Annotated in this window: 18 protein-coding genes and 1 riboswitch; of the genes, 12 read left to right on the top strand and 6 right to left on the bottom strand. The window is 63.3% G+C overall.

Annotation, left to right across the window (positions count from 1 at the left end):
* Window positions 1-19 precede the first annotated feature (19 nt).
* The 8 genes from ACPQ6D_RS14370 (at window position 20) to ACPQ6D_RS14335 (ending at window position 10,795) form a co-directional block, all read left to right on the top strand.
* Complete coding sequence (locus ACPQ6D_RS14370) at window positions 20-889, top strand: NAD(+)/NADH kinase (protein WP_423225031.1); 870 nt, start codon at window positions 20-22, stop codon at window positions 887-889.
* A gap of 107 nt (window positions 890-996) precedes the next feature.
* Complete coding sequence (locus ACPQ6D_RS14365; protein ID WP_423225030.1) at window positions 997-1,896, top strand: tetratricopeptide repeat protein; 900 nt, start codon at window positions 997-999, stop codon at window positions 1,894-1,896.
* Between the two features lie 47 nt (window positions 1,897-1,943).
* Window positions 1,944-2,780, top strand: a complete 837-nt coding sequence (locus tag ACPQ6D_RS14360; protein WP_423225029.1) for an ABC transporter ATP-binding protein — start codon at window positions 1,944-1,946, stop codon at window positions 2,778-2,780.
* 27 nt (window positions 2,781-2,807) lie between these two features.
* On the top strand, window positions 2,808-4,511 hold the full coding sequence (locus ACPQ6D_RS14355; RefSeq protein ID WP_423225028.1) for a putative ABC transporter permease subunit: 1,704 nt from the start codon (window positions 2,808-2,810) through the stop codon (window positions 4,509-4,511).
* Between the two features lie 21 nt (window positions 4,512-4,532).
* Window positions 4,533-6,632, top strand: a complete 2,100-nt coding sequence (locus tag ACPQ6D_RS14350; RefSeq protein WP_423225027.1) for a SulP family inorganic anion transporter — start codon at window positions 4,533-4,535, stop codon at window positions 6,630-6,632.
* A 60-nt stretch (window positions 6,633-6,692) separates the two neighbouring features.
* The gene (locus ACPQ6D_RS14345) at window positions 6,693-7,679 is read left to right on the top strand and encodes a fructose-bisphosphatase class II family protein (protein ID WP_423225026.1); all 987 of its coding nucleotides are present in this window, start codon (window positions 6,693-6,695) and stop codon (window positions 7,677-7,679) included.
* 38 nt (window positions 7,680-7,717) lie between these two features.
* The gene (locus tag ACPQ6D_RS14340) at window positions 7,718-8,428 is read left to right on the top strand and encodes a histidine phosphatase family protein (RefSeq protein ID WP_423225025.1); all 711 of its coding nucleotides are present in this window, start codon (window positions 7,718-7,720) and stop codon (window positions 8,426-8,428) included.
* Window positions 8,429-8,536: 108 nt separating this feature from the next.
* Window positions 8,537-10,795, top strand: coding sequence for a 6-phosphofructokinase (locus tag ACPQ6D_RS14335; protein ID WP_423225024.1), 2,259 nt, complete (start codon window positions 8,537-8,539; stop codon window positions 10,793-10,795).
* Window positions 10,796-10,852: 57 nt separating this feature from the next.
* On the opposite strand, the gene ACPQ6D_RS14330 is transcribed toward ACPQ6D_RS14335, so the two are convergent.
* Genes ACPQ6D_RS14330 through ACPQ6D_RS14310 form a run of 5 tightly spaced genes read right to left on the bottom strand, consistent with a single transcriptional unit; the run spans window position 10,853 to window position 14,375 of the window.
* Entirely contained in the window at window positions 10,853-11,590 is a 738-nt protein-coding gene (locus ACPQ6D_RS14330; RefSeq protein ID WP_423225023.1) for a class I SAM-dependent methyltransferase, read from the bottom strand.
* A gap of 58 nt (window positions 11,591-11,648) precedes the next feature.
* Window positions 11,649-12,422, bottom strand: coding sequence for a hypothetical protein (locus ACPQ6D_RS14325; RefSeq protein ID WP_423225022.1), 774 nt, complete (start codon window positions 12,420-12,422; stop codon window positions 11,649-11,651).
* Window positions 12,423-12,469: 47 nt separating this feature from the next.
* Window positions 12,470-12,970 (bottom strand): pyridoxamine 5'-phosphate oxidase family protein, encoded by a 501-nt coding sequence (locus ACPQ6D_RS14320; protein WP_423225021.1) that lies wholly within the window; start codon window positions 12,968-12,970, stop codon window positions 12,470-12,472.
* 24 nt (window positions 12,971-12,994) lie between these two features.
* Window positions 12,995-13,609: a UbiX family flavin prenyltransferase gene (locus ACPQ6D_RS14315; protein ID WP_423225020.1), complete on the bottom strand. Its 615-nt coding sequence runs from the start codon at window positions 13,607-13,609 to the stop codon at window positions 12,995-12,997.
* Between the two features lie 7 nt (window positions 13,610-13,616).
* Complete coding sequence (locus ACPQ6D_RS14310) at window positions 13,617-14,375, bottom strand: ubiquinone/menaquinone biosynthesis methyltransferase (RefSeq protein WP_423225019.1); 759 nt, start codon at window positions 14,373-14,375, stop codon at window positions 13,617-13,619.
* Between the two features lie 116 nt (window positions 14,376-14,491).
* Window positions 14,492-14,667, top strand: a riboswitch (SAM riboswitch).
* 251 nt (window positions 14,668-14,918) lie between these two features.
* Between ACPQ6D_RS14310 and ACPQ6D_RS14305 the strand changes: the two genes are divergently transcribed.
* The 4 genes from ACPQ6D_RS14305 (at window position 14,919) to ACPQ6D_RS14290 (ending at window position 19,744) form a co-directional block, all read left to right on the top strand.
* Complete coding sequence (locus ACPQ6D_RS14305; RefSeq protein ID WP_423225018.1) at window positions 14,919-16,211, top strand: O-acetylhomoserine aminocarboxypropyltransferase/cysteine synthase family protein; 1,293 nt, start codon at window positions 14,919-14,921, stop codon at window positions 16,209-16,211.
* Between the two features lie 74 nt (window positions 16,212-16,285).
* A complete protein-coding gene (metX, locus tag ACPQ6D_RS14300; RefSeq protein ID WP_423225017.1) occupies window positions 16,286-17,440 on the top strand; it encodes a homoserine O-acetyltransferase MetX in 1,155 nt (384 codons plus the stop codon).
* Between the two features lie 15 nt (window positions 17,441-17,455).
* On the top strand, window positions 17,456-18,142 hold the full coding sequence (metW, locus tag ACPQ6D_RS14295) for a methionine biosynthesis protein MetW (RefSeq protein ID WP_423225016.1): 687 nt from the start codon (window positions 17,456-17,458) through the stop codon (window positions 18,140-18,142).
* Between the two features lie 174 nt (window positions 18,143-18,316).
* Window positions 18,317-19,744 carry an aspartate kinase gene (locus ACPQ6D_RS14290; protein WP_423225015.1) on the top strand — a complete coding sequence of 476 codons (1,428 nt, stop codon included), beginning with the start codon at window positions 18,317-18,319 and terminating at the stop codon, window positions 19,742-19,744.
* Window positions 19,745-19,789: 45 nt separating this feature from the next.
* On the opposite strand, the gene priA is transcribed toward ACPQ6D_RS14290, so the two are convergent.
* Window positions 19,790-22,645 (bottom strand): replication restart helicase PriA, encoded by a 2,856-nt coding sequence (priA, locus tag ACPQ6D_RS14285; protein ID WP_423225014.1) that lies wholly within the window; start codon window positions 22,643-22,645, stop codon window positions 19,790-19,792.

Genomic DNA, 22,645 nt, shown 5'->3' with positions numbered 1-22,645 from the left:
GTCTGATACAATACCGCTCATGGCAAACCACGCAGTCACGAATCCATCCTTCCAACGCATCGGCATCTTGCATCACCCCAAGAAACCGGAGGCGCTTCCGCTGGCCGAGCAAATCGCCGGGGTGCTGCAGCGCCAGGGGTGCCAACCATCGCTCTTTTCGGCCTGGGAAGAACAAGAAATCAGCGCTCATGTGCAGGAGCTCGATCTGCTCGTCACCCTGGGCGGCGACGGCACCATGCTGCGCGCCGCGCGCCTGGGCGCGCGTTTCCACGTGCCCATGATCGGCGTCAAGCTGGGACGCCTGGGTTTTCTAGCCGAAATTCAGCCTGAGCACTGGAACGAGCCGATAGAGCAGCTGCTGGCCGGCAACTACTGGGTTGAAGAACGCATGATGCTTGATGTCTCGGTCAAACACGACGCCAACGACAACCCGCACGATCATCACTACGAAGCGCTGAACGACGCCGTGGTCAGCCGCGGCAGCCTGGCGCGCATCGTGCGCATCGCCACCTCGCTTGATGAGGGCTACGTCACGACCTTTGCCGCCGACGGCCTGATCGTGGCTACGGCTACCGGCTGCACCGGCTACGCCCTCGCCGCCGGCGGGCCGATTCTGCCCCCGGAATTGAAGAACATCCTGCTTGTGCCCATTGCTCCCCATCTTAGCTTCGATCGGCCGATTGTGATGGCGCAGGGAGCGACGGTCAACATGCAGGTCTTCACCGATCATCAGGCCATTCTAACGGTGGATGGGCAGTTCGAGATTGACCTGCGTAACGGGGACATTGTCATGGTCACCTCCAGTCCCAATGTGGCGCGTTTCATCCGCCTGCGGGCGCGTAGCTATTTCTACAAGACGCTGCTCGATCGGCTGAAGTGGAATGTGTAAGTATTATGGGCAATGTGCAAAGTATCGAGTGCGGCAGGAATAGGATGAGCAGTAACGAGTTTCAAGCTGAGTCATAGCAAGGCAGATGATAAAAGGTGAAATGAGTGATGGAGACAGTGGCAGAGAAATTGGCGCGTGCTTCGGCCGCGGCGCGGGTGGGAGAGGGAGATCAGGCGCGCCGGTTGTACGAAGAGGCCCTGGCCGAAGCGCCGGGCAACGTCGAAGCGTGGCTGGGGCTGGCTGGCGTGGTCAGCAGCGCCGAGGACAAGCGCACCTGCTTCATGCAGGCGCTGCGCCTTGACCCGGCCAATGCCGAAGCGCTGGCCGGCATAGACCTCCTGCGCAGGCGCAGCCAAATTCCTGTCAAGCGCGATACGCAGGTTGAGGAGCCGTCTTCCGATGCCGGCCTGGGCCGCTTGATTGCACAGGCCAATCAACGCCTGGCGCCCGTCGCGGCCGCAGTCGGCTCTCAGAGCGCGCCAGCAGTCGTTGAGGCGGACGCGGAAGAGCGGATCTTCTGCACCAACCATCCCCGCGTGGAAACCATGCTGCGCTGTAACAAGTGCAACCGCCCCATGTGCGTAAATTGTGTGCGGCTGACCGATGTGGGGTATCGCTGCAAGGAGTGCATCGCGGGACAGCAGGCAGTCTACTTCAATGCGGAATCGCTCGACTATCCGATTGCGTTTGGCGTCGGCTTCATCGTGTGCGCCATTGCTTCGCCCCTGGCTGGACTTCTGCTGGGGGGCATGGGCTTCTTTGGCCTCTGGATTGCCGTCTTGATCGGTACGGCCGCCGGGAGCGCCCTGGCCGGGTTGATTCGCCGCGCCATCAATCGCCGGCGCGGCCGCTACTTGTGGGCGGTCGCTTTCGGCGGGATTTTGCTCGGCGTGCTCGTGGGCAACGCAACCGTTTTCTTGTTTACCGGCATCTTCCCCCTCTTCAGTCTGGTCACGCTGATCTTCATCGGCCTGGCCTTGAGCACGACCTACGCGCAGCTGCGTTAGCCGCCGGTTGCCTGACCGGCGTGGTCAGAAGGTGATATGGAGATGACATGTTGGGATTCGATCCGGCCATGACATTCGTAGCAACCACACACACGAATGGCGCCTCTGCTCGCCTACCCGACGGTGCGGGAATCGCGGTGGAGGCGATTGGCCTGCGCAAAACGTACGGACCGCTGGAAGCGGTTAAAGGCGTCAATCTGCAGGTGCGTGAAGGCGAGATCATGGGCTTCCTGGGGCCGAATGGCGCGGGCAAGACCACCACGATCAAAATGCTGACCGGTCTCTTGACTCCAACCGCCGGCACCGCGCGCATCTGCGGCTACAACATTCAGGCCCAGCCCATCCAGGCCAAATCGTGCATTGGCTACGTGCCAGACACGCCCAACCTGTACGGCAAGCTCAACGCCTGGGAATTTCTACGCTTCATGGGCCGCCTCTACCGGGTGCCATCGGCGCAGTTAGAGACGCGCGCCGCGGAGCTGCTCAAGCTCTTCGACCTGGAAGAGGCCGCGGGCGATTTACTCGAAGGCTACAGCCACGGCATGCAGCAGAAGATGGCTCTGGCGGGCGCGCTCATCCACAACCCGCAGGTGCTCTTCCTGGATGAGCCGACCGTGGGGCTGGATCCCAAGTCGGCGCGGCTGATCAAGGCCCTGCTGCGGCAAATTGCCGACCGCGGCAACGCTGTCTTTTTCTCCACGCACATCCTGGAAATTGCCGAACGCATGTGTGACCGAGTTGCCATCATCAACAAGGGCGAAATCATCGCTGTGGGCACGATGGAGGAGCTGCGCGCCGGCGGCGCCAGCGGCTCCCTGGAGGACATCTTCCTCGGCCTGACCGGCGGCGCGGATTACGAGGAACTGGCGGCTGTGCTCTCGTAACGCTCACGGGACACAAGAAGAGAAAAGATGATTGCTGATACCGTCCTGCTGCTGCAACTGCGCTGGCAGTTGAACTGGAACAACTGGCGCAAACGCACGCGTTGGCGCAAAATTCTGACGCTCATTGGCATCCTGTGGCTCACAGCCAGCCTGGGCGGCTTCTCCGGCTTGATCGGCTGGGGCAGCGCGGCGGCGGTGCGCCGCTTCCTCGGCGCCGGCCTGGAAGCGCTCGTCCCCGGCCTGATCTTGACAGCCGCCGCGCTGATCTTGCTCATCAGCGCGTTTAGCATCGCCCTGGGCAGCCTCTTTTTCAGCAACGACCTGGAACTGCTGATGGTCGCGCCGGTCAATCGGCGGGCCGTTTTTGTCTCCAAGCTGCTCGACGGCATCGCCTGGTATTACGGAATTCTACTCATCACGGCCGTGCCGGGCCTTTTCGCTTACGGTTGGCGTTTGGGCTACCAGGCCTGGTACTTCTTCTTTGCGTTATTCACCCTGCTGGGCGCGCCGTTGCTCACCACGGGCATTGGCGCGCTGGCCGTGATGCTGGTGGCGCGTTTCGCCCCGGCGCACCGGGTGCGCGAAGTCCTCGGCTTCGTTGCGGCCATCTTCGGCCTCAGTTGCAGCCTGCTCGGCCAAACCTCGCGCCTGTGGGTCGAGCGTTTTGCGCAGTTTGAATCCAACCCGCAGGCCTTGCTGGCGGCCGTCGAACGTCTGACGGCCGTGCCGTTGCCCACGCTGGTCGCCGGTCGCGGCCTGGTCGCCGCCGGCTATGGGCGGATCGGCGCCAGCCTGCTCGACCTGGCCCTTTTTCTGCTCATCACCTTCGGCTTTTTTGCCCTGTGCGTGGTGTTGGCCGATCGCCTGTACACCAGCGGCTGGACGCGCATGCAAAGCGCTGGCTCGGCGCGACGCAGCGCGCGCGACCGCGCCCGCGCCCGACGCGGCGGCGCGCTGGTCACCGCGCCTAGCCTGCTGACGATCGCGCTCAAAGATTGGCGCGTCATCCCACGCGACCTGCGCAACTTCGCCCAAATGCTCTCGCCTCTGCTCCTGGTGCCCTTTATCTACCTCAACATCGTGACTAACAGCGGCCCTCGCGACCGCGCCAATCTCAGCCAGATGCTTGGCCGCCTTGAAGGCGACGGCGCGTTGACTCTGGCCCAAGTCGCCCTCGCCGGCAGCGTCCTTTTCATCGCCTCCCTCGTCTTCACGCGCGTCGCGCTGACCAGCATCAGCATGGAAGGCAAATCGTGGTGGCTGCTCAAAGCAGCGCCGCTCAGCAGTTGGGAGCTGCTGCGCGGCAAATTCCTGTCTGCATATCTCCCCCTTGCCGGCCTGGACATCCTGCTCATGCTGGGCGCAGCGGTCTGGCGTCATTTTAGCATCGTCGCCTTCATCTACACGACCGTTGGCACCTTGATCCTGGGCGTGGGCGTGATCGCGATTTGCGTGGGGTTGAGCGTGCCCTGGGCGCGGCTCGATTGGGATGACCCCCGTCGCATGAGCTCTGGCTGGGGCGGCCTCATCGCGTTCATCGTCCAGTCTCTCTACGCGCTCGTGGGACTGGCTTTTCTGGCCCTACCCGCGCTGGCGGCTATCTGGCTCCCCGATTGGACGCTGGCTGCCTGGCTGATCGGCCCAGCCGGCGCGCTCGTGTTGACCTTTGCTGTTGGCTTTCCCATTTTCAGCTTCGGCGCTCATCGCCTGGCGCGCGTGGGGGAGAGTTAGAACCGTGTAGAAAGCTCATATATGCGTGTCTTGCCGTTTCTCTTCTTGCGCCCGGTTCACTTGCTGCGCACCTACCGGCTTGCCAACCTGCAGCCAGATATGCTGGCCGGACTGACCATCGCGGTGGTGCTGCTTCCCCAAGCCATTGTTTTTTCACTCTTGGCCGGCCTGCCGCCGCAAATGGGAATCTACACAGCCGTCGCCGCCGGCATCGTGGGCGCGCTCTGGGGATCCTCAAGCCACCTCAACACCGGGCCAACCAACTCCGCCTCCGTGCTTGTGCTTTCGATCTTGGCTCCGCTGGCCGCGCCGGGCACGCCGCCCTTCATGGCCGCCGCCGGCATGTTGGCGGTCATGGCCGGCATTTTACGCATCGCCATGGGCCTGGCGCGGCTGGGCATCCTGGTGAACTTCGTTTCCGACTCCGTCATTGTCGGCTTTACGGCCGGCGCCGGGGTGCTCGTTGCCGTGGGCGAGGTGCGCCACCTCCTGCGTCTCGATTTTAGCGCCTCAGGCCTGCTGGATAACCTGGTCAAACTGGCGCAGACCGTGTCGCAGGCGCATCCGGCGAGCATGGCGCTTGGCCTGGGCGCGGCTGGCCTCATCCTGGGCCTCAAGCGGCTCGATCGGCGTCTGCCTGGCCCGCTCATTGCCCTCTTGATGGCAGGCGCCGCGGTGGCCTTGTTCAACCTGGCAGCCAATGGCGTCAAGATCATCGGTCAAATGCCGGGCGGATTTCCGCCGCTGGCCCGACTGCCGCTGCTCGACCTGGATCTGATCGGGCACCTCTCCACCGGCGCTCTCGCGATTGCGGCCATCGGCCTGGTTGAAGCCACCTCCATTGCGCGCTCCATCGCCAGCCAGAGCGGCGAGCGTCTCAACAGCAACCAGGAATTCGTGGGCCAGGGTATGGCGAACATTGCCGCCGGCCTCTTTTCCGGCTATCCCGCCTCCGGCTCGTTCAACCGCTCCGCACTGAACCTGGAAGCGAAGGCGCGCTCCCCCATGTCCAATGTCTTTGGCAGCTTGTTCGTATTGATCGCCACGCTGGCGCTCGGCCCGCTGGTAGCTTTCGTGCCGCGCGCCGCCCTGGCCGGCGTGCTGATCGTCGGCGCCTACGGCATGATTGATCGCAAGGAGATGCAGCGCATCTGGCGCGGCGCGCGCGGCGATACACTCATCATGATTGTGACGCTGTCGGCCACCCTTCTGCTGCCGCTGCAGTTTGCCGTCCTTTCGGGCATCCTGATGTCGCTGGCCTACTATCTCTTGAAGACCAGTATGCCGCAGGTGCGGTCTGTCGTGCCGGATGAACACTTCCGCCATTGGATTTTCCAGCCCGACAAGCCCGTGTGTCCGCAGTTGGGTGTGGTGGACATCTTGGGCGATCTCTACTTTGGCGCGGCCAGTCATATCGAGGAATCGGTGCGGGCTTTACAGGCGCAGCACCCAACCCAGCGTTACCTCATGCTGCGCATGCAGAGCGTGGATCACTGTGACATCAGCGGCATCCATGCGCTGGAGAGCATCCTACGCCTCTACCGGGAGCGCGGCGGCGATGTCTACTTCACGCGGGTGCGCGAGTCGGTGTTGAAGCTGATGAAATCTACCGCTTTCTTCCGTGATGTGGGCGCCGATCATTTCCTGGGTGAAGACAATGCGGTGGAGCATCTCTTCTACCACGTGCTCGACCCCGCCATCTGCATCTATGAGAGCGATGTGCGCGTCTTTCGCGAATGTCAGAATTTACCGCGGCCGGAGTACGGCGTGCCCATTGTTCTGCACACCGACATGCCAGCCGGCCTGTTGACGGAGATCGAGCCGCGCGCCCTGTGGGATCGTCTGCGGGGCCAGGCGCCCCCCGTCGTGGTGGATGTGCGCCAACCGCGTGAGTTCAAGCGGGGGCACATTGCCCAGGCGCAAAACATCCCGCTGGTTGATCTCTTGACGCAGCCGCTGACCCTGCCGCATGACCGCTTGATCGTCCTGGCCTGCCGCGCGGGGCGGCGCAGCGCACGCGCAACCTACGCCTTGCACAACCAAGGCTACAATAACTGCGCGGTGCTCCAGGGCGGGATGCAGGCCTGGGAAGACGCCGGGCTGCTCGAAGCGGTTGATTAGACTTCGGAAGTCTGCGAGACTTCCGAAGTCTTGTTGAAGTCTCAGCGAAAGGTCTTACACATGGCAAATACACCCTCCATGGTCAAAGTCGCCACCTCGCGCAACCTGGGCTTGGATCTGATTCGCGCCACCGAAGCCGCGGCCTTGGCGGCCGGGCGCTACGTAGGCCTTGATCACACCGACGAGGCGGATCAAACGGCTGGTGAAGCGATGCATCATGTCCTCAATTCGCTGGACATGGACGGTTACATCGTTATTGGTGAAGAACTGAAGCTAGGCCTGCATTCGGCGTTTGACACGGGCGCGCGTATTGGCACTGGCAACGGCCCCATGCTCGATGTCGTCACCGATCCGATCGAGGGGCGCAGCCTGCTGGAGTCGGGACGGTCGGGGGCCATCTCGGTCTGCGCCGTGGCCCCGGTGGGCAGCATGTGGGCGCCGCAGCGAGCGGTTTACATGGAAAAGATCATCGTAGATGCAGAGGTGGCGCCGGCGCTGGTGCCTGAATGTATGGATGCGCCTGCGGCCTGGACGCTGGCGTTGGTCGCGCGGCTCAAGAAAAAGGATATTCACGACCTGGTGGTCTTCGTCCTCGATCGGCCGCGCCATGCCGAGCTGGTGGATGAAATTCGCCGCGCGGGCGCGCGTGTCATGCTGCGCGCGGCCGGCGATGTGGCGGGCGCGCTGCTGGTGGTGACCACCCATGGTCGCGCCGATATTCTGATGGGCATTGGCGGGGTTTCCGAAGGCATCATGGCGGCTTGTGCGGTGCGCGCCCTGGGCGGTGGGATGCTGGGACGCCTGGCGCCGCAAACCGACGCCGAACGCCAGGCGGTGGACGCGGCCGGCCTCAGCACACGCCGCATCCTCACCGCACGCGAGATCATCACCAGCGACAATATCTTCTTTGCCGCCACCGGCATTACCGATGGCCCGCTCCTGTCTGGCGTGCGCTATACGGGCAAACGCGCCGAGACCCATTCGTTGATTCTACGCGGCGAAACCGGCACGCGGCGTCTGATTTACGCCGAACACGTGCTGCGCTAATCCCATCAACCAAACACGCGGAGGATTTCCAACTCATCGTGGAACTGTATTTGATCCGTCATGCCCAGTCCACCAACAACGCCTTGCTCGACCAGACTGCGCGCGTGGAAGACCCGCGGCTGACCGAGATGGGCTGGCAGCAAGCGCGGCGCCTGGCGGATTTTCTAACCGCGCAGCGTCTCCCTGCGGCCGCGGCGCGCGAGGGCAATGAATTCAATCAGCAAGGCTACGCCTTCACGCGCCTGCTCGTCAGCCCCATGACGCGCGCGCTGCAAACCGCGCAGGTGCTGGCCGACGCGCTGGCGCTGACGCCAGAAGTGTGGACCGACACGTTCGAGGTGGGCGGCGTCTACCTGGACTATGGCGCGCCCGTCGGCGAGGTGGGGCTGCCTGGCCGCGCCCGCGCCGATCTGCAGGCTGAATTTCCGCGCGCGCGGCTGTCGGATGACATCGGCGCGGAGGGCTGGTGGGGGCGCGACCGCGAGACCAGGCCAGAGAGCTTGCAGCGCGCGCGGCGGGTTGTGGCGCGCCTGGCCGCCCTGGCCAACCATGACGAGTGCATTTGCCTGGTGACGCACGGCGCGTTCAGCGACCGCCTGATCAAAGCCTATTGCCAGCAACCGTTGGATGGTGTATCTTATTTCCTGGTCAACACGGCCATCTCGCGCCTGGATGTGCCGCCCGCGGGGCGCATCGTGGTTCGCTACCTCAACCGCTGCATGCACTTGCCCGCGGATATGATTACGTGAAAGAGCCGTGTACCTGTGGTATACTTGGAATAGAAAATTTCGTGGCCGCGACAGCCGGCAACGGCGCGCGCCAGAGCCTGACGCCCAGGGTAGGGGAGAAATGACACGATGACAACAATTCCTAGACGCATCGGGGTGTTGACCAGCGGCGGCGACGCCCCCGGTATGAATGCAGCGGTCCGCGCGGTAACGCGTGCGGCGCTGGAGCGCGGCGCGGAGGTTTACGCGATTTACGAAGGCTACCAGGGCATGGTGGATGGCGGAGACCGCATTCGCCCGCTCACGTGGGATTCAGTGGGCGGCATCCTGCAGAAGGGCGGCACCATGATCGGCACGGCGCGCTGCCCTGCGTTTCGGACGCGCGAGGGGCGCCGCCAGGCTGCGCGCAACCTGGTGCGCTTTGGCATTGATGGCCTGGTGGTCATTGGCGGGGATGGGAGCTTGACTGGCGCCAATCAATTCCGCCAGGAATGGCCCGAATTGTTGGCCGAGTTGGTCAAGACCGATGAGATCAGCGCGGACAAGGCCGAGCGCTTCAAACACCTGGCAATCGTGGGCCTGGTCGGCTCGATTGACAATGACATGTACGGCACGGACATGACCATCGGCGCCGACACGGCCTTACGCCGCATTACCGACGCGATTGATGCCATTTCCAGCACCGCAGCCAGTCATCAGCGCACCTTCGTCGTCGAGGTGATGGGGCGTCACTGCGGCTACCTGGCGTTGATGGGAACGATTGCGGGAGGCGCCGATTTTGTCCTGATCCCAGAAAGCCCGCCCGACGTGGATAACTGGGAAGACAGCATGTGCGCGCTGATGAAAAGCGGCCGCGAGGCAGGTCGCCGTGACAGCATCGTCATTGTGGCCGAAGGCGCACAGGATCGCAACGGCAAGCCGATCAGCGCAGACTACGTCAGGCAAGTGTTGGAGGAGCGCCTGGGCGAAGATGCGCGCGTCACCATCCTGGGCCACGTGCAGCGCGGCGGATCGCCCACCGCGTTCGATCGCAACCTGGCGACGCTGACCGGGTTTGCGGCCGTGGACGAGGTGCTGGCCATGACGTCAGCGAGCGAACCGCAGGTGATTGGTATCCGCGGCAACCGCATCAACAAAGCGCCGCTGATGCACTGCGTCAAGCAGACGCGGGCCGTGGCCGAAGCCATCGCGGATAAGGACTTCGATCGGGCGATGGATCTGCGCGGGGGAAGTTTCAAGGACTCCTTTCGCATCCTGCGCACGGTCGTGCGCGCGCTGCCGCATCCGCCGCAGCCCAATCAGCGCCGTCTGCGCCTGGCGATGCTGCACGGCGGCGGGCCGGCGCCCGGTATGAACACCGCCATCCGCGCGGCCCTGCGCTTGGGGCTGGATAAAGGGCACATCATGCTGGGTGTGGATCAAGGCTTCGAGGGGCTGATGGCGGGTAAGCTGCGCGAGATGAATTGGATGAGCGCGAACGGCTGGGTGAGCCTGGGCGGCGCGGAACTAGGCACCAATCGCAAGGTGCCGTCCGGTCGCGATCTGTACGCCATCGCACGCACGATTGAGGAGCACAAGCTCGACGGCCTGCTCATGGTCGGCGGCTGGTCTGGTTACCAAGCAGCCTTCAAGCTGGTCAGCGAGCGTAAGAACTATCCCTCGTTCAACATTCCAATCGTCTGTATGCCGGCGAGTATTGACAACGACCTGCCTGGCTCTGAGCTCAGCATCGGCGCGGACACCGCGCTGAACAACATCATCGAAGCGGTGGACAAAATCAAACAGACGGCTGTGGCTTATCGGCGCTGCTTCGTGGTGGAAGTCATGGGGCGCTACTGCGGCTACCTGGCGCTGCTCAGCGGGCTGGCTACGGGCGCAGAGCGGGTCTATCTGCATGAGGAAAGCGTCACCCTGGGCGACTTGGAAAAGGACCTGGCCTATCTGCGCAATGGATTTGAGAAAGGCAAACGCCTGGGCCTACTCATCCGCAACGAATTGGCGCACCAGGTGTACACCACAGGCGTGATGTGCGCGCTGTTGGAGGCCGAAGGCAGAGGGTTGTACGATGTGCGCCAGGCCATCTTGGGCCATTTGCAGCAGGGCGGCGGGCCTACGCCGTTTGATCGCATCCAGGCGACGCGCCTGGCCGCTCGCTGCATCGAATGGCTGATCAGCGAGGCCGAAAATGCGGAACCTGGCGCGGCCTTCATTGGCCTGGAGGCGGGTCAGGTGCGTTTTCACGACCTGATTGATCTGCCGCGCATGGCCGATGATCCGTTCCAGCGCCCCAAGGAACAATGGTGGATGAACCTGCGCCCGATCGTACGCGTCCTTTCGCAGCCCGGCCCGAGCCAGGCGCCCGGTCAACCGGTGAAGGGCGAGTTCTGAGAGCGGAGCCCATGCCGCCCAAATCCAGTTCGCCGGCAGGGTGGCATGGTCTCCCGCTCAGCGGCGCTCGACGACCAGTAGATGCGACAGTCCAAAGCCGCGCGCGGGCGAATTTTCCAGCGCATAGGTGACGCGGCGCAAAAGACGTCCCAGTCCGGGGCGACGCGCGCTCAGCTTGTCGTAGCCGGGGTAGATTTGGCTGTGATAGACCACGCGCACGGGCAGGCCATCGAACAGACGGCGCAGGCCGGCTGCGGTATACGCACGCACATGCGGCGCCAGGCGGTTGCGCAGAGGGTCAGGCAGGTAATTGATGAGCGGGGTGTTGCCAAAATGGTAGCGGCCTCGCCAGTAATGGCCGTGGGTCTCGAACGGGTAAAGGCGGTTGGGCGCAAAAATGACGGCGCGGCCGCCTGACTTGAGCACGCGCACCATCTCCGCCGCGGCCAGGCGGTCGTCCTGCACATGCTCCAGCACTTCATGCGAGAGGACCACATCGAAGGTGCGGTCGCGATAGGGCAAATACTCACACGCGCCCACATGCAGATTGGACGTGATACGGCTGCCTTCACGGATTCGCTCTTCTTCGATGTCAAGCCCAATGACCTGGTCAGCCAACGCCTGCAGCTTGCGCACGTAAGCGCCGATGCCGCAGCCATCCACCAGCACCTGCGCGCCGTCCAGCGCGGCCCACTGCCGGATCATGTCGAGGCGCCGATCTTGCCCAAAACGCCAAACCAGCGACGGCACACCGCGGTCGGCGGCCCTGTCGTACAGCGTCGTCGTGTGTTCCATGCTCATCTACCTTCTGTGTGCGGCCAAATGACCCCGGCGTCAGCCGCTGCCTGTGGTGTCACTTCTTGATCTTGAACAACGAAAACAATTCGTCGCTTGAACCTGCCTGTGACATGTCTGTCATCATTATCCAAATATCTACCTTGATGTCCTTCAGATAAGTCGTGTACTCCCTGATCGCACAGGCTGCGCCAATGCACCGCGTGGTGGATACAAGGTAATAAGTATCTCCAAACTTCTGGAGGCTATAGTTTTGAAAAGGTTCGTGATAATCGCTTAGTTTCCCAAGTGCATCTTTTTGACCAATGTACCTTGCCACATCTGGGTAATCGCCTTCAAAGCATCGAAGCCTTATTGGACATCTCGCCAAGAACTGGCTTATGGACTCTTGCGAGAAGAACTGAATCTCATGGAAATACGGCGGCTCTGCCGGAAAATATGAATCATGTGAAGGGCTGATCACTAACGTCTGGCTGAAGTTATACGAGACAAATGATCCTCTGCGATTTGGTTCTTCATTCTTGACCAGCGCATAGTTGAATGGAATGGATACTATGATTGGAATTTCAGGAATCTCAAACAATTCGGTCGTGACCTTGCTCACGCTGGTTGGAACAGGTGTTGCGGGCGAAGCAAATGTGACGGTCGGCCACGGTGTTGGTGATGGTGTATAAGATGGCGTCGGCCTTAGAGTTGGCGTCGCTGGTATCAACGTTCGCGTTAGTTGCAGTGAAGCAAGTGGCGACTCCAAGGGTGATTCGGCTGACTGTGGCGTTGAGCCGCATGCTACGACCACGAATGACAACGCAAACAAGGCTACAAGGCGTTTCATAGATTAACCTGCATCGGCGCTGTCTGAAGAGACGGCTCAACAACGCCCTAATACGCGCGCTCCTCGCGGTGCCCAAAACCGAGCGTGTTATCAATCAGGCGCATCCAGTCGGTCTCAATCACGTAGAAACGACTGTTCGCCAGCGGGCCAGCCAGTTCCAGCGCCCCATCGGTCGCGCCTCCCTGCGCGGTCGCGACGAACGGATACTTGGTCAAGTACGCCGCAATGGCCTGATCTTCCTCGGCGCCGGGCGCGGCCAGGCGCGCGCGGCCTTCCAACTGCAGGCCGCGAATCTGGCGCCATTCTTGCCCGTCCTGGTAGATGGCCGCGGCGATGCTTGGCTGGTTGTCAAGCGCCAGGCAGTGATTCGAGGTTGGGTTGGAGATGAAATAGAGGCGCAGCGCGGCGTCCCCGTCATCGTCAGTCCCCCACGTGTGCGCAAAAAACAGCGGCGCGGCCTGCGGCCCTTCCGGCGTCCACGTCGCCAGGGTCAGGGTGGTGTGCGCCTGCAGAAACTCGTCAATCCGTTCTTCAAATGACGTTGCCATGAGCATCTCCTGCCCAACCGGGCATCATTCAGACCGTGGCGCGGCGGGCGGGCGCCGATCGTCCTTGGCCGCCTCGCGCATGCCTTGCCAGTGGTAGTACAGTTCATTTTCCAGTCCCACGCGGGCCAGGATGCGGCCCACGGTGCCATTGACGATGTCATCCACGGTTTGCGGCCGGCTGTAGAAGGCAGGCACGGGCGGGAAGATCACACAGCCGATCTCAGCGGCCTGCGCCATCAAGCGCAGATGCCCCACATGCAGCGGCGTCTCGCGCACAACCAGGACAACCGGCCGCCCCTCTTTGAGTTGCACATCCGCCGCGCGCGTCAACAGGTCGGCGTCGTAGGAATTGGCAATGGCCGACAGCGTCTTGATGCTGCACGGGGCAATGATCATGCCGGCCGTGGTGAACGAACCGCTGGCAATCGCCGCGCCAATGTCGCCAGGCCGGTAGACCGTGTGCGCCAGCGCTTCGACATCCTTCGGGTCCCAGTCGGTCTCCTGCGCGATGGTCATGCGCGCCGAGGGACTCAGCACCAGGTGCGTTTCGATGTCCGGCGCCGCGTGCAAAATCTCCAACAGGCGAATGCCGTAGATTTGGCCGCTGGCGCCACTCAAACCGACAATGATCCGTTTCAAGGCCACACTACACCTCGCCCACGTGCAGCGCCACAGTGCCGAGCATCAGGGTTTGGTAGCGTACGCGGCGCAGCCCCACCGACTCCATGATCCCTTGCAGCGCCTGCGGCAGCGGGAAAGCGAGCGTCGAATGAGGCAGGTAGGTGTACGCCTGCGGCTGACCGCTGAGCAGGCTGCCGATCAACGGCACCAGGCGGAAAAAATAGAGACCGAACAGGTCACGCCAGACGGGCGCCTGCGGACGTGTGATTTCCAGGCACACGACGCGGCCGCCCGGTTTGACCACGCGGCGCTGCTCGGCAAACGCGCGCGCGATGTCGGTGACATTGCGCATCAAAAAGCCGGAACAGACCGCGTCGAAAGTGGCATCGGCAAACGGCAGGCTGAGGGTGTCGGCGTCGGCGAAGCGCAGGCGTGAACCATGCACATCGAGCAGCCCTTCGCGGTAGGCTTTACGCTGCCCCACGATCATCATCTCATGCGTAAAATCAACGCCGGTGACGCGCACATCCGGGCGCAGGCGCATGGCCTCGAAGCCAATGTCGCCGGTGCCGGTCGCAACATCCAGCAGGTGGCCGCCGCTGGGCAAATGGCATTGCTTGACAATCAGACGGCGCCACCGCTGATCCTGACCGCCGGTCATCACGCGGTTCATCACATCATAGCGCCCGGCAATCGCAGCGAACATTTGGTTGACGTAGGTCGGCTTTTGCTCCAGGTCGGGCAAGATCGCCGGCGTCGCCATTACATCTATAGGCTTGGTCATGAGCGGGATTGTACCACAGGGAACGATGGGTTCACAAACCATGCGGCCGTAAAGCGAAAATTGACACGCGGTTGAATATATGCTATAAGCATGATAACAATTGAATAGTACTGATGCTCTTATCCAGAGAGGCTGAGGGACCGGCCCTATGAAGCCTCGGCAACCAGACCACTGGTAGGTAGACACGAGCCATGATACGAGTCGCCAATGATGGACGACGCGCATCGTGACCCACCCGTCACCAGCCAGGTTATGGTGCCAAATCCGGCAGATGTAATCTGGAAGATGAGAGGCAGTGGCTGACGCGGCGCCATTCCTCCTCACTTCGAGGAGGATTTTTTTGTTCTCGTCGCTCAGTCGTGCAACGACGCATGCCCTCTTGTCCATATGCCGAGAGGGTTTTTGTTACCCCAAGCTGGCGGGGTACCTGTGAGCAGCGGCGCTCGCCCAAGCATCAGTGCAGTCGGTCTGAACGGCGGCCTGCGCAACCACCGGGAAGACAGTATGAGCCAAATCAACCACCATGCACAGGAGATCCAAACGATGTCAAGCGATAGCAGCAGCCGCGCCTTGGGATTCACCACGCGCCAATTGCACGCCGGACTGGCGCCCGATCCGACCACGGGCGCACGCGCCTTGCCGATTTACCAGACCTCGTCGTACCAGTTCCGCGACGTAGATCACGCCGCGCGCCTCTTTGCCCTGGAAGAGATGGGCAATATCTACACACGCATCATGAATCCCACCACCGATGTCTTCGAGCGTCGCATCGCCGATCTAGAAGGCGGCGTGGGCGCGCTCGCGTTCAGCTCCGGTCAGGCCGCGGAGACGGCCGCTATTCTCACGCTGTGCGAGGCCGGCGACCATGTGGTCAGCAGCAGCACGCTGTACGGCGGCACCTATTCCCTGTTTGCACACACCCTGCGCAAGCTGGGCATCGAGTTTACCTTCGTGGATGCCTCCGACCCGGAAAACTTCCGCCGCGCCGTGCGCGCCAACACGAAGCTCTTCTACGGCGAAACTCTGGGCAATCCCCAAATTGACGTCTTCCCGTTCGAAGAAGTGTCCGCCATCGCGCACGAGGTAGGGATACCGCTGGTCATTGACAGCACCTTCGCCACGCCGTACCTGTGCCGTCCCTTCGATTGGGGCGCAGATATAGTCGTCCATTCCTCCACCAAGTTCATCGGTGGTCATGGCACCAGCATCGGCGGCGTCCTGGTGGACAGCGGCCGCTTCGACTGGGGCGCCAGCGGTCGTTTTCCCAACTTCACCGAGCCGGATCCGAGCTACCACGGCCTCGTCTTCAACAACCTGGCCCCAGCCGCCTACATCCTCAAGGCGCGCTTGCACGTGCTGCGTGACATGGGCGCCTGCCAGGCGCCGTTCAACGCGTGGCTCTTTGTGCAGGGGCTGGAAACCCTCAGCCTGCGTCTGGAGCGTCATGTCGCCAACGCGCAGGCGGTGGCTGAATACCTGCAAGGCCATCCCAAGGTCAGTTGGGTCAACTACCCGGGTCTGCCCAGCCATCCCTCGTATGAACGGGCCAAGCGTTATCTGCCTAAAGGCCCCGGCGCTATCCTGGGTTTTGGCATCCAGGGCGGCCGCGAGGCGGGGCGGCGCTTCATTAACAGCCTGCAGCTATTCTCGCACCTGGCGAACGTGGGCGACGCCAAATCGCTTGCCATTCATCCGGCCACCACGACCCATCAGCAGCTCAGCGACGCGGAACAGCGCGCGGCTGGCGTCACGCCTGACTTCGTGCGCCTGAGCGTGGGCATCGAAGACCTCGATGACCTGCTGTGGGACCTGGACCAGGCCCTGGCGGCCGCGTAAGAGGATCAACCTGGCCGGTTGGGCGGGCGTCCGACGCTCGCTCAACCGGCCCGGCCGTATGCAGGCAACCGGCCATGGACAAATCAACCGGAAGCGTGGGCATCGTCCACACGCAAACCTTTACCTTTGCTGAGCCGCCGCACGAGCTGCCGCTGGAGAGCGGCGTGCGCCTGGGGCCGATCACGCTGGCGTACGAGACGTACGGCGCTTTGAACGCGTCGCACACCAACGCCGTCCTCGTGCTGCACGCGTTGAGCGGCGATGCGCACGCGGCCGGTCTTTTGGACACGGCGGAGGGCCGCGTGGGCTGGTGGGACGACTGCATCGGGCCAGGCAAGGCCTTTGACACCGATCGCCTGTTCGTGATCTGCTCCAATGTTCTGGGCGGCTGCATGGGATCCACGGGGCCGGCGTCCATCAATCCGGCGACGGGGCGCCCGTATGGCCTGGAATTCCCGGTCATTACGATCAAGGACATGGTCGAGGCGCAGCGCCATCTGCTCGATCATCTCGGCATCGAACGCCTGCTGGCGGTGGCGGGCGGCTCTATGGGCGGTATGCAGGCGCTGCAATGGGCCGCCAGTTACCCAGAGCGTATCCGCGCCTGTATTCCGCTTGCAACCACGGCGCGTCTATCCCCGCAGACGATTGCGCTGAGCGAGGTGGGGCGACAGGCCATTTACCGCGACCCGGCCTGGCGTCATGGCGATTACTACAACGGCCCGCGACCTGACGCGGGCCTGGCCTTGGCGCGCATGATCGGCCACATCACCTATCTCAGCGATCAATCCATGCAGCAGAAATTCGGTCGGCGCCTGCAATCGCGTCAGCACTACGGCTACGACTTTGCCACCGAGTTTGCCGTGGAGAGCTACCTGGCGCACAACGGAGATGCCTTCACGCGGCGCTTCGATGCCAACACCTATCTGTATGTCACGAAAGCGATGGACTATTTCGATCTGACCGTCAACGGCGCCGGGGTCAGCCGATCGCTGGCCGATGCCTTCAGCGGCGCCAGGGACGTCTATTTTTTGGTCGTCTCGTTCAAGTCTGACTGGCTCTACCCCTCGTACCAGTCGCAGGAGATCGTCAGGGCGCTGACGCAGGTGGGCGCGGACGTCACCTCGTGCGACATCGAGTCTAGCTGGGGTCACGATGCCTTCTTGCTTGAAGTGGACACGATGACGCACCTGCTGCGCGATTTTTTGCACCGCGTCGAACGGGAATAAGGGGGTTCTTGCATCATGGCTATCCATCTACCGTCTCTTGATTCGCTGCATGTGGGACGTTATGCGCAGAATCCAGGCCAGGAGGCCGGCAGTCTTGGTGAAATCCCTGCGCTGCGCAGGGACCTGCGCGCGATTGCTGATTTCATCACGCCTGGCAGTCGCGTCTTCGACATCGGCTGCGGCAATGGGGACTTGCTGGCTTTTCTCAAAACAGAGCGCCAGGTGATTGGCCGTGGGCTGGAGCTGTCCGAAAGCGGCGTGCTGACCTGTGTGCGCCGTGGGCTGAGCGTGCGCCAGGGGAATCTGGAGGCTTGCCTGCCCGACTATCCTGACCGCGCGTTCGATTACGTCGTTTTGAGCCAGACGATGCCCTTCGTGGATGATCCCGCGCGCACGCTGGCTGAGATTCTGCGCGTGGGCGAGCGCGGCCTGGTCAGTTTTGCGAACTGGGGCCACTGGCGTTACCGCGTCAACCTGCTGCTGACCGGGCGCATGCCCACGGCGCCGACCGATGGTCTTCCCTGGGCCTCGCCGCGCGCCCGCGCCTTGACGATTCGTGATTTCCAGGACTTCTGCGCCAGCCAGGGGATACGCGTCCTGCGCGCGCAGTTCCTGGACGGCCAGCGATTGCTGACAACCGCCTGGGCGAGCAATCTGCTGGCGACGGTGGCCGTGTTCGAACTGGCGCGGAAGAAGGATTAAGGATTGCAGTTTAGAGATTCCCAGTCACTGCTAAGGCTGCCAGGAGCATAGACAGGATTTACAGGATTGGCAGGATAGTCGGTTCTTCATGCGGATTGTTTTGCATACGCTGGGGAAAAATCATGTTCATCCTGTCAATCCTGTCCAAGTTATAGAGAGGTGGAGAAGAAGATTATGTTAGTCATGAAATTTGGCGGCACATCGGTGGGCGGCGCTGAAGCCTTTGCGCAGGTGGCGAAGATCGTGGCGGCCGCGCGGGCGCAGGACGCGCAGGTGGTTGTCGTGACATCGGCCATGAGCGGAGTCACCAACACCTTGATCGCAGCGGCGCGGGCGGCTGCCGTTGGCCAGGAAGAAGCCTACCGCGAGGCGCGGCTCTCACTCCTGGTCAAGCACCAGGTCGTGGCGGGCCAACTGGTGGCCGATGGGGTCGAACGCGCGGCGCTCGGCCGCCTGTTCGATGAGCGCCTGCGCAGCTTCGAGCGGCTTTGTCGCAGCATCGCGGTCCTGGGCGAACTGACCAGCCGCGGGCTGGATGTTGTCTCCGGTCTGGGCGAACGCCTGGCCGCGCCGCTGCTGGCCGCTGTGCTGCGTGCGCATGGCGTGCATGCCGAAGCCGTAGATGCCACCGAAGTGCTCGTCACCGACGGCAATTTTGGCAATGCCAGTCCTCTGCTGGCAGAAACGCGGGCGCACAGCCAGGAGCGCCTGCTTCCACTGCTCGAAGGCGGCGTAGTGCCGGTTGTCACCGGGTTCATCGGCGCCACGGTCGAGGGCATCCCAACGACGTTGGGCCGCGGCGGTTCTGATTACTCAGCCGCGATCTTGGGCGCCGTGCTTGACGCGAACGAAGTGCAAATTTGGACCGATGTGGATGGCGTGCTCACCGCGGACCCGCGCATCGTGCCCACGGCCCGCACCCTGCCGGAGCTTTCCTACAGCGAAGCGGCCGAGCTGTCCTATTTTGGCGCTAAGGTGCTGCATCCCAAGACCATTCTGCCCGCCATCGAACGCGAAATTCCGCTGCGGGTGCTCAACACCTTCAACCCAGAGCATCCCGGCACACGCATCGTCAAAGAACTGTCGCAAGTCGGGCACAGCATCGGCACAGTCAAGGCGATCACGGCGATCAAAAACTTGACGCTGATCAATGTGGCCGGCAAGGGAATGATGGGCGTGCCGGGCATCGCCGCGCGCACCTTTGCCGCGGTGGCTCGCACCGGCGCCAACGTACTGATGATCTCACAGTCGTCGTCGGAACAAAGCATCACCTTCGTGGTGCCGCAGAGCGATTCACCGGCTGTGCTGTCGAGTCTGCGTCATGACCTGGGGAGCGAGCTGCAGCATCATTGGGTGGACGCCATCAGCGGCCGCGATGATATCGTCATCGTAGCGGTGGTCGGCTCAGAGATGGCCGGCACCCCCGGCATTGCGGCGCGCGTGTTTGGCGCGCTGGGCGACGCCGGCATCAACGTCGTGGCGATTGCCCAGGGTTCATCCGAGGTCAACATCTCGTTGGTGGTGATGCAGGGCGACGCCGACACCGCGGTGCGCCGCATTCACGATGCGTTTCACCTGGACAAGTTAGGCGCGGCCTCGTAGCTGGTCAAGGTTCAGCGGATGGGTCGGCAGCGGCGGCTAATCTGCTCACAGCAGATTGAGCGGATCTACATCCACATGCCATCCGGGGGGCAGTGAGAGGGGACGCACGATGGCAGCGGGGTCATGACCGCGCCCGCGCAGCAGGATATGCCAACGGTAGCGATAACGCAAACGGGCAAAGAAACAGGGCGCAGGCCCAATCACGCCCACGTCGCTCATCCCCAGCCGGCTGATCTCAGCTTGAATCAGGCGCGCCACCCGCTGCGTCTCGGTTTCGGCGCGCTCAGCATTGCTGTGGCTATACACCAGCCGCACCAGCCGCGTCAGCGGCGGGTAGTCCAACTGGCGGCGATAATCCAACTCGCGCCGGAAGAAGCTGACATAATCATGCTGACTAGCTGCCTGCACCGTGTAATGGTCGGGCGTGTACGTCTGGATAATCACCCGGCCCTCGCGCGCGCTGCGGCCGGCGCGCCCCGCGACCTGCATCAACACCTGGAAGGTGTGCTCGGCGGCGCGCAGGTCCGGCAAGTACAGCCCCACATCGGCGCTGATCACGCCGACCAGCGTCACCATCGGGAGATCGAGGCCCTTGGCAATCATTTGGGTGCCGATGAGCACATTGGCTTGATGCGTGCTGAAACGCTCCAGGATGTCCGCGTGCGCGCCTTTGTGCTGCGTCGTGTCACGGTCCCAGCGCAAGGGGCGCGCCTGGGGAAACAGGTCACGCACCTCCTGTTCGATGCGCTGCGTGCCTGCGCCCAGGTAGCGGATACGCACGGAACCGCAGGCCGGGCAGGTCGTGGGCACAGGCCGGCGGCGGTTGCACTGATGGCAGAGTAGGAAAGGCGTCATGGGACGCTGCCCCCCAGGCGGCGCTGATTCCAACAGGATTGGCTGTTCCGCCTCGGCCAGGGGGCCATGATAGGTCATTGGCAGCTCGCAGCGGCTGCACTTCTCCACATAGCCGCAGTCACGGCACATTACCACGGTTGCGTTGCCGCGACGATTGAGGAACAGAATGGCCTGCTCACCTGCGTCCAGGGTTTGGCGCAGCGCGTCTTGCAGGGCGCGGCTCAGAACGCTGCGGTTGCCCGCGCGCAGTTCCTGGCGCAAATCCACCACGCTGACCTCGGGCAGCTCAATGGTCAGCGGGCCAGCATCCGGCGTGACCGCGGCCACCTGGTGTCCCATCACGCGACTCGGCATTGCCAGGAGCTGCAGTTGACCACGCTGAGCCGCGTAAAACGTTTCCAGCGAAGGGGTGGCGCTGCCCAGAATGACCGTGGCCCCGGTCAGCTGCGCCAGGCGCAGCGCAACCGCGCGGGCCTGATAGCGAGGCTGCCGCTCGTGCTCTTTGTAGCTGCTGTCATGCTCCTCGTCCACGATGATGACGCCCAGGTTGGGCAGCGGCGCGAAGAGCGCCGAGCGCGGACCAATCACCACCCGCAGTTCACCCCGACGCATCCTCCGCCAGGCGTCGAAGCGCTCCCCAGGAGACAAATCGCTGTGCCAGACGGCAATTTGATTGGGAAAGCGCACCGCGAACCGGTTGATCGTCTGCGGCGTGAGCGCGATTTCTGGCACCAGGACGATGGCCTGTTTCCCGTGCGCCAGCGCCGTGGCAATCGCGCGCAGGTAGATTTCGGTCTTGCCGCTGCCGGTCACCCCGAACAAAAGGAAGAAGCGACCCGCCGCACGGGCTGCCGCGTCGGTCGGTTGATCCACGCCCAGGGTGGCTTCGATGGCTTCCCAGGCGTTCTGTTGTTCGGCCGTCAACAGCGGCGGGCTTTGCTGCTCGAAGGTGCGGCCGGCCAACGGATCGCGCATCACCTCCACCTGCTCCAGCGCGATCAAGCCTGCGGCGGCCAATTCGCGCACGGTGGGTGCATCAACGTCTGCTTCGGCCTGCACGCGGCCGATCCATAACGGCTCGCCAGCCTCCTGCAGCGCCGTCAGCACGCGTTGGTATTTTTCACCCCCGCGCAGACCGACCAGATGGGCGTTGACCTCCGCGGGCGGTAGATTCAACGTCACCAGCCGCGCAGCCGCTTCGGGGCCAGGCGCGATGCTGATCCAGCCGCGCGCGGCCAGGGCTTGCAGCGGCCCCGCGCCGCACCCAGCCAGCTTTTGTAGCGCGTCCATCGTCAGCGCAGGCGGCGTTTGCCGCGCCAGCATCGCCAGGGCATCGGCCTGCTTGCTGCGGCGCCCCAATGTGGGCAACATCTGGCCGATGGTCGCGGCGTCGGCCAGCAGGCGCACCCAGGGCTGCATCTGCGGCCGCACCGTGGGCGAGGTCACCGCGCTGCGCCGGGTGAGCAGACCACGCTGAAGCAGCGGCTGCAGGACGCGGCTCTGGCCCCAGGCCGGATTTTCCTTCTTCAGCACGCGCTGCGCGGCGTCGCTGCGCTGCAAGCGCAGCAGCAGGCTGCGCTGCTCCGCGCTCAAGTCATCGGGCAGCGGCCCGGCGCCCTGGCGGGCCAGCACGACATCCACGCGCTGGGCGACGCCGGCCGGCAGCATCACAAAGAGGCAATCGCGCAGCGGCGCCAGGTAGCGCTGGCTCATCCAGCGCGCCAACTCCAGGTGGGCCGGCGACAGCACCGGCTCCGCCGCGGCCAGCTCATCCAGTGGGCGCAGGGTCACGCCGGGCGGCGCGGCTGCGGCCAGGCCAACGACGATGCCTTGTAAGCGCCGACCGCTGAACGGCGCCCACACCAGGTGTCCTGGCTCAATCTGCCCTTGCCAGAGCGGCGGAATCTCGTAGCTGAAGATATCGCTCGACGCGTCGTAACCGCCCGCGCGGCTGACCGGGGTGTTGACCACGACTTCAGCCACCGGGGAGACGGTCGCCGTGGCAGACGGACCAGCCGCCTTGAGGTCAGCGTGAGGCTCGGCCAT

The organism is Candidatus Amarolinea aalborgensis (assembly GCF_900491745.1).
GTDB classification, from domain to species: domain Bacteria; phylum Chloroflexota; class Anaerolineae; order SSC4; family Amarolineaceae; genus Amarolinea; species Amarolinea aalborgensis.
Note: the sequence above shows the minus strand (reverse complement) of the source record. Positions and strands in the feature narration are given on the sequence as shown.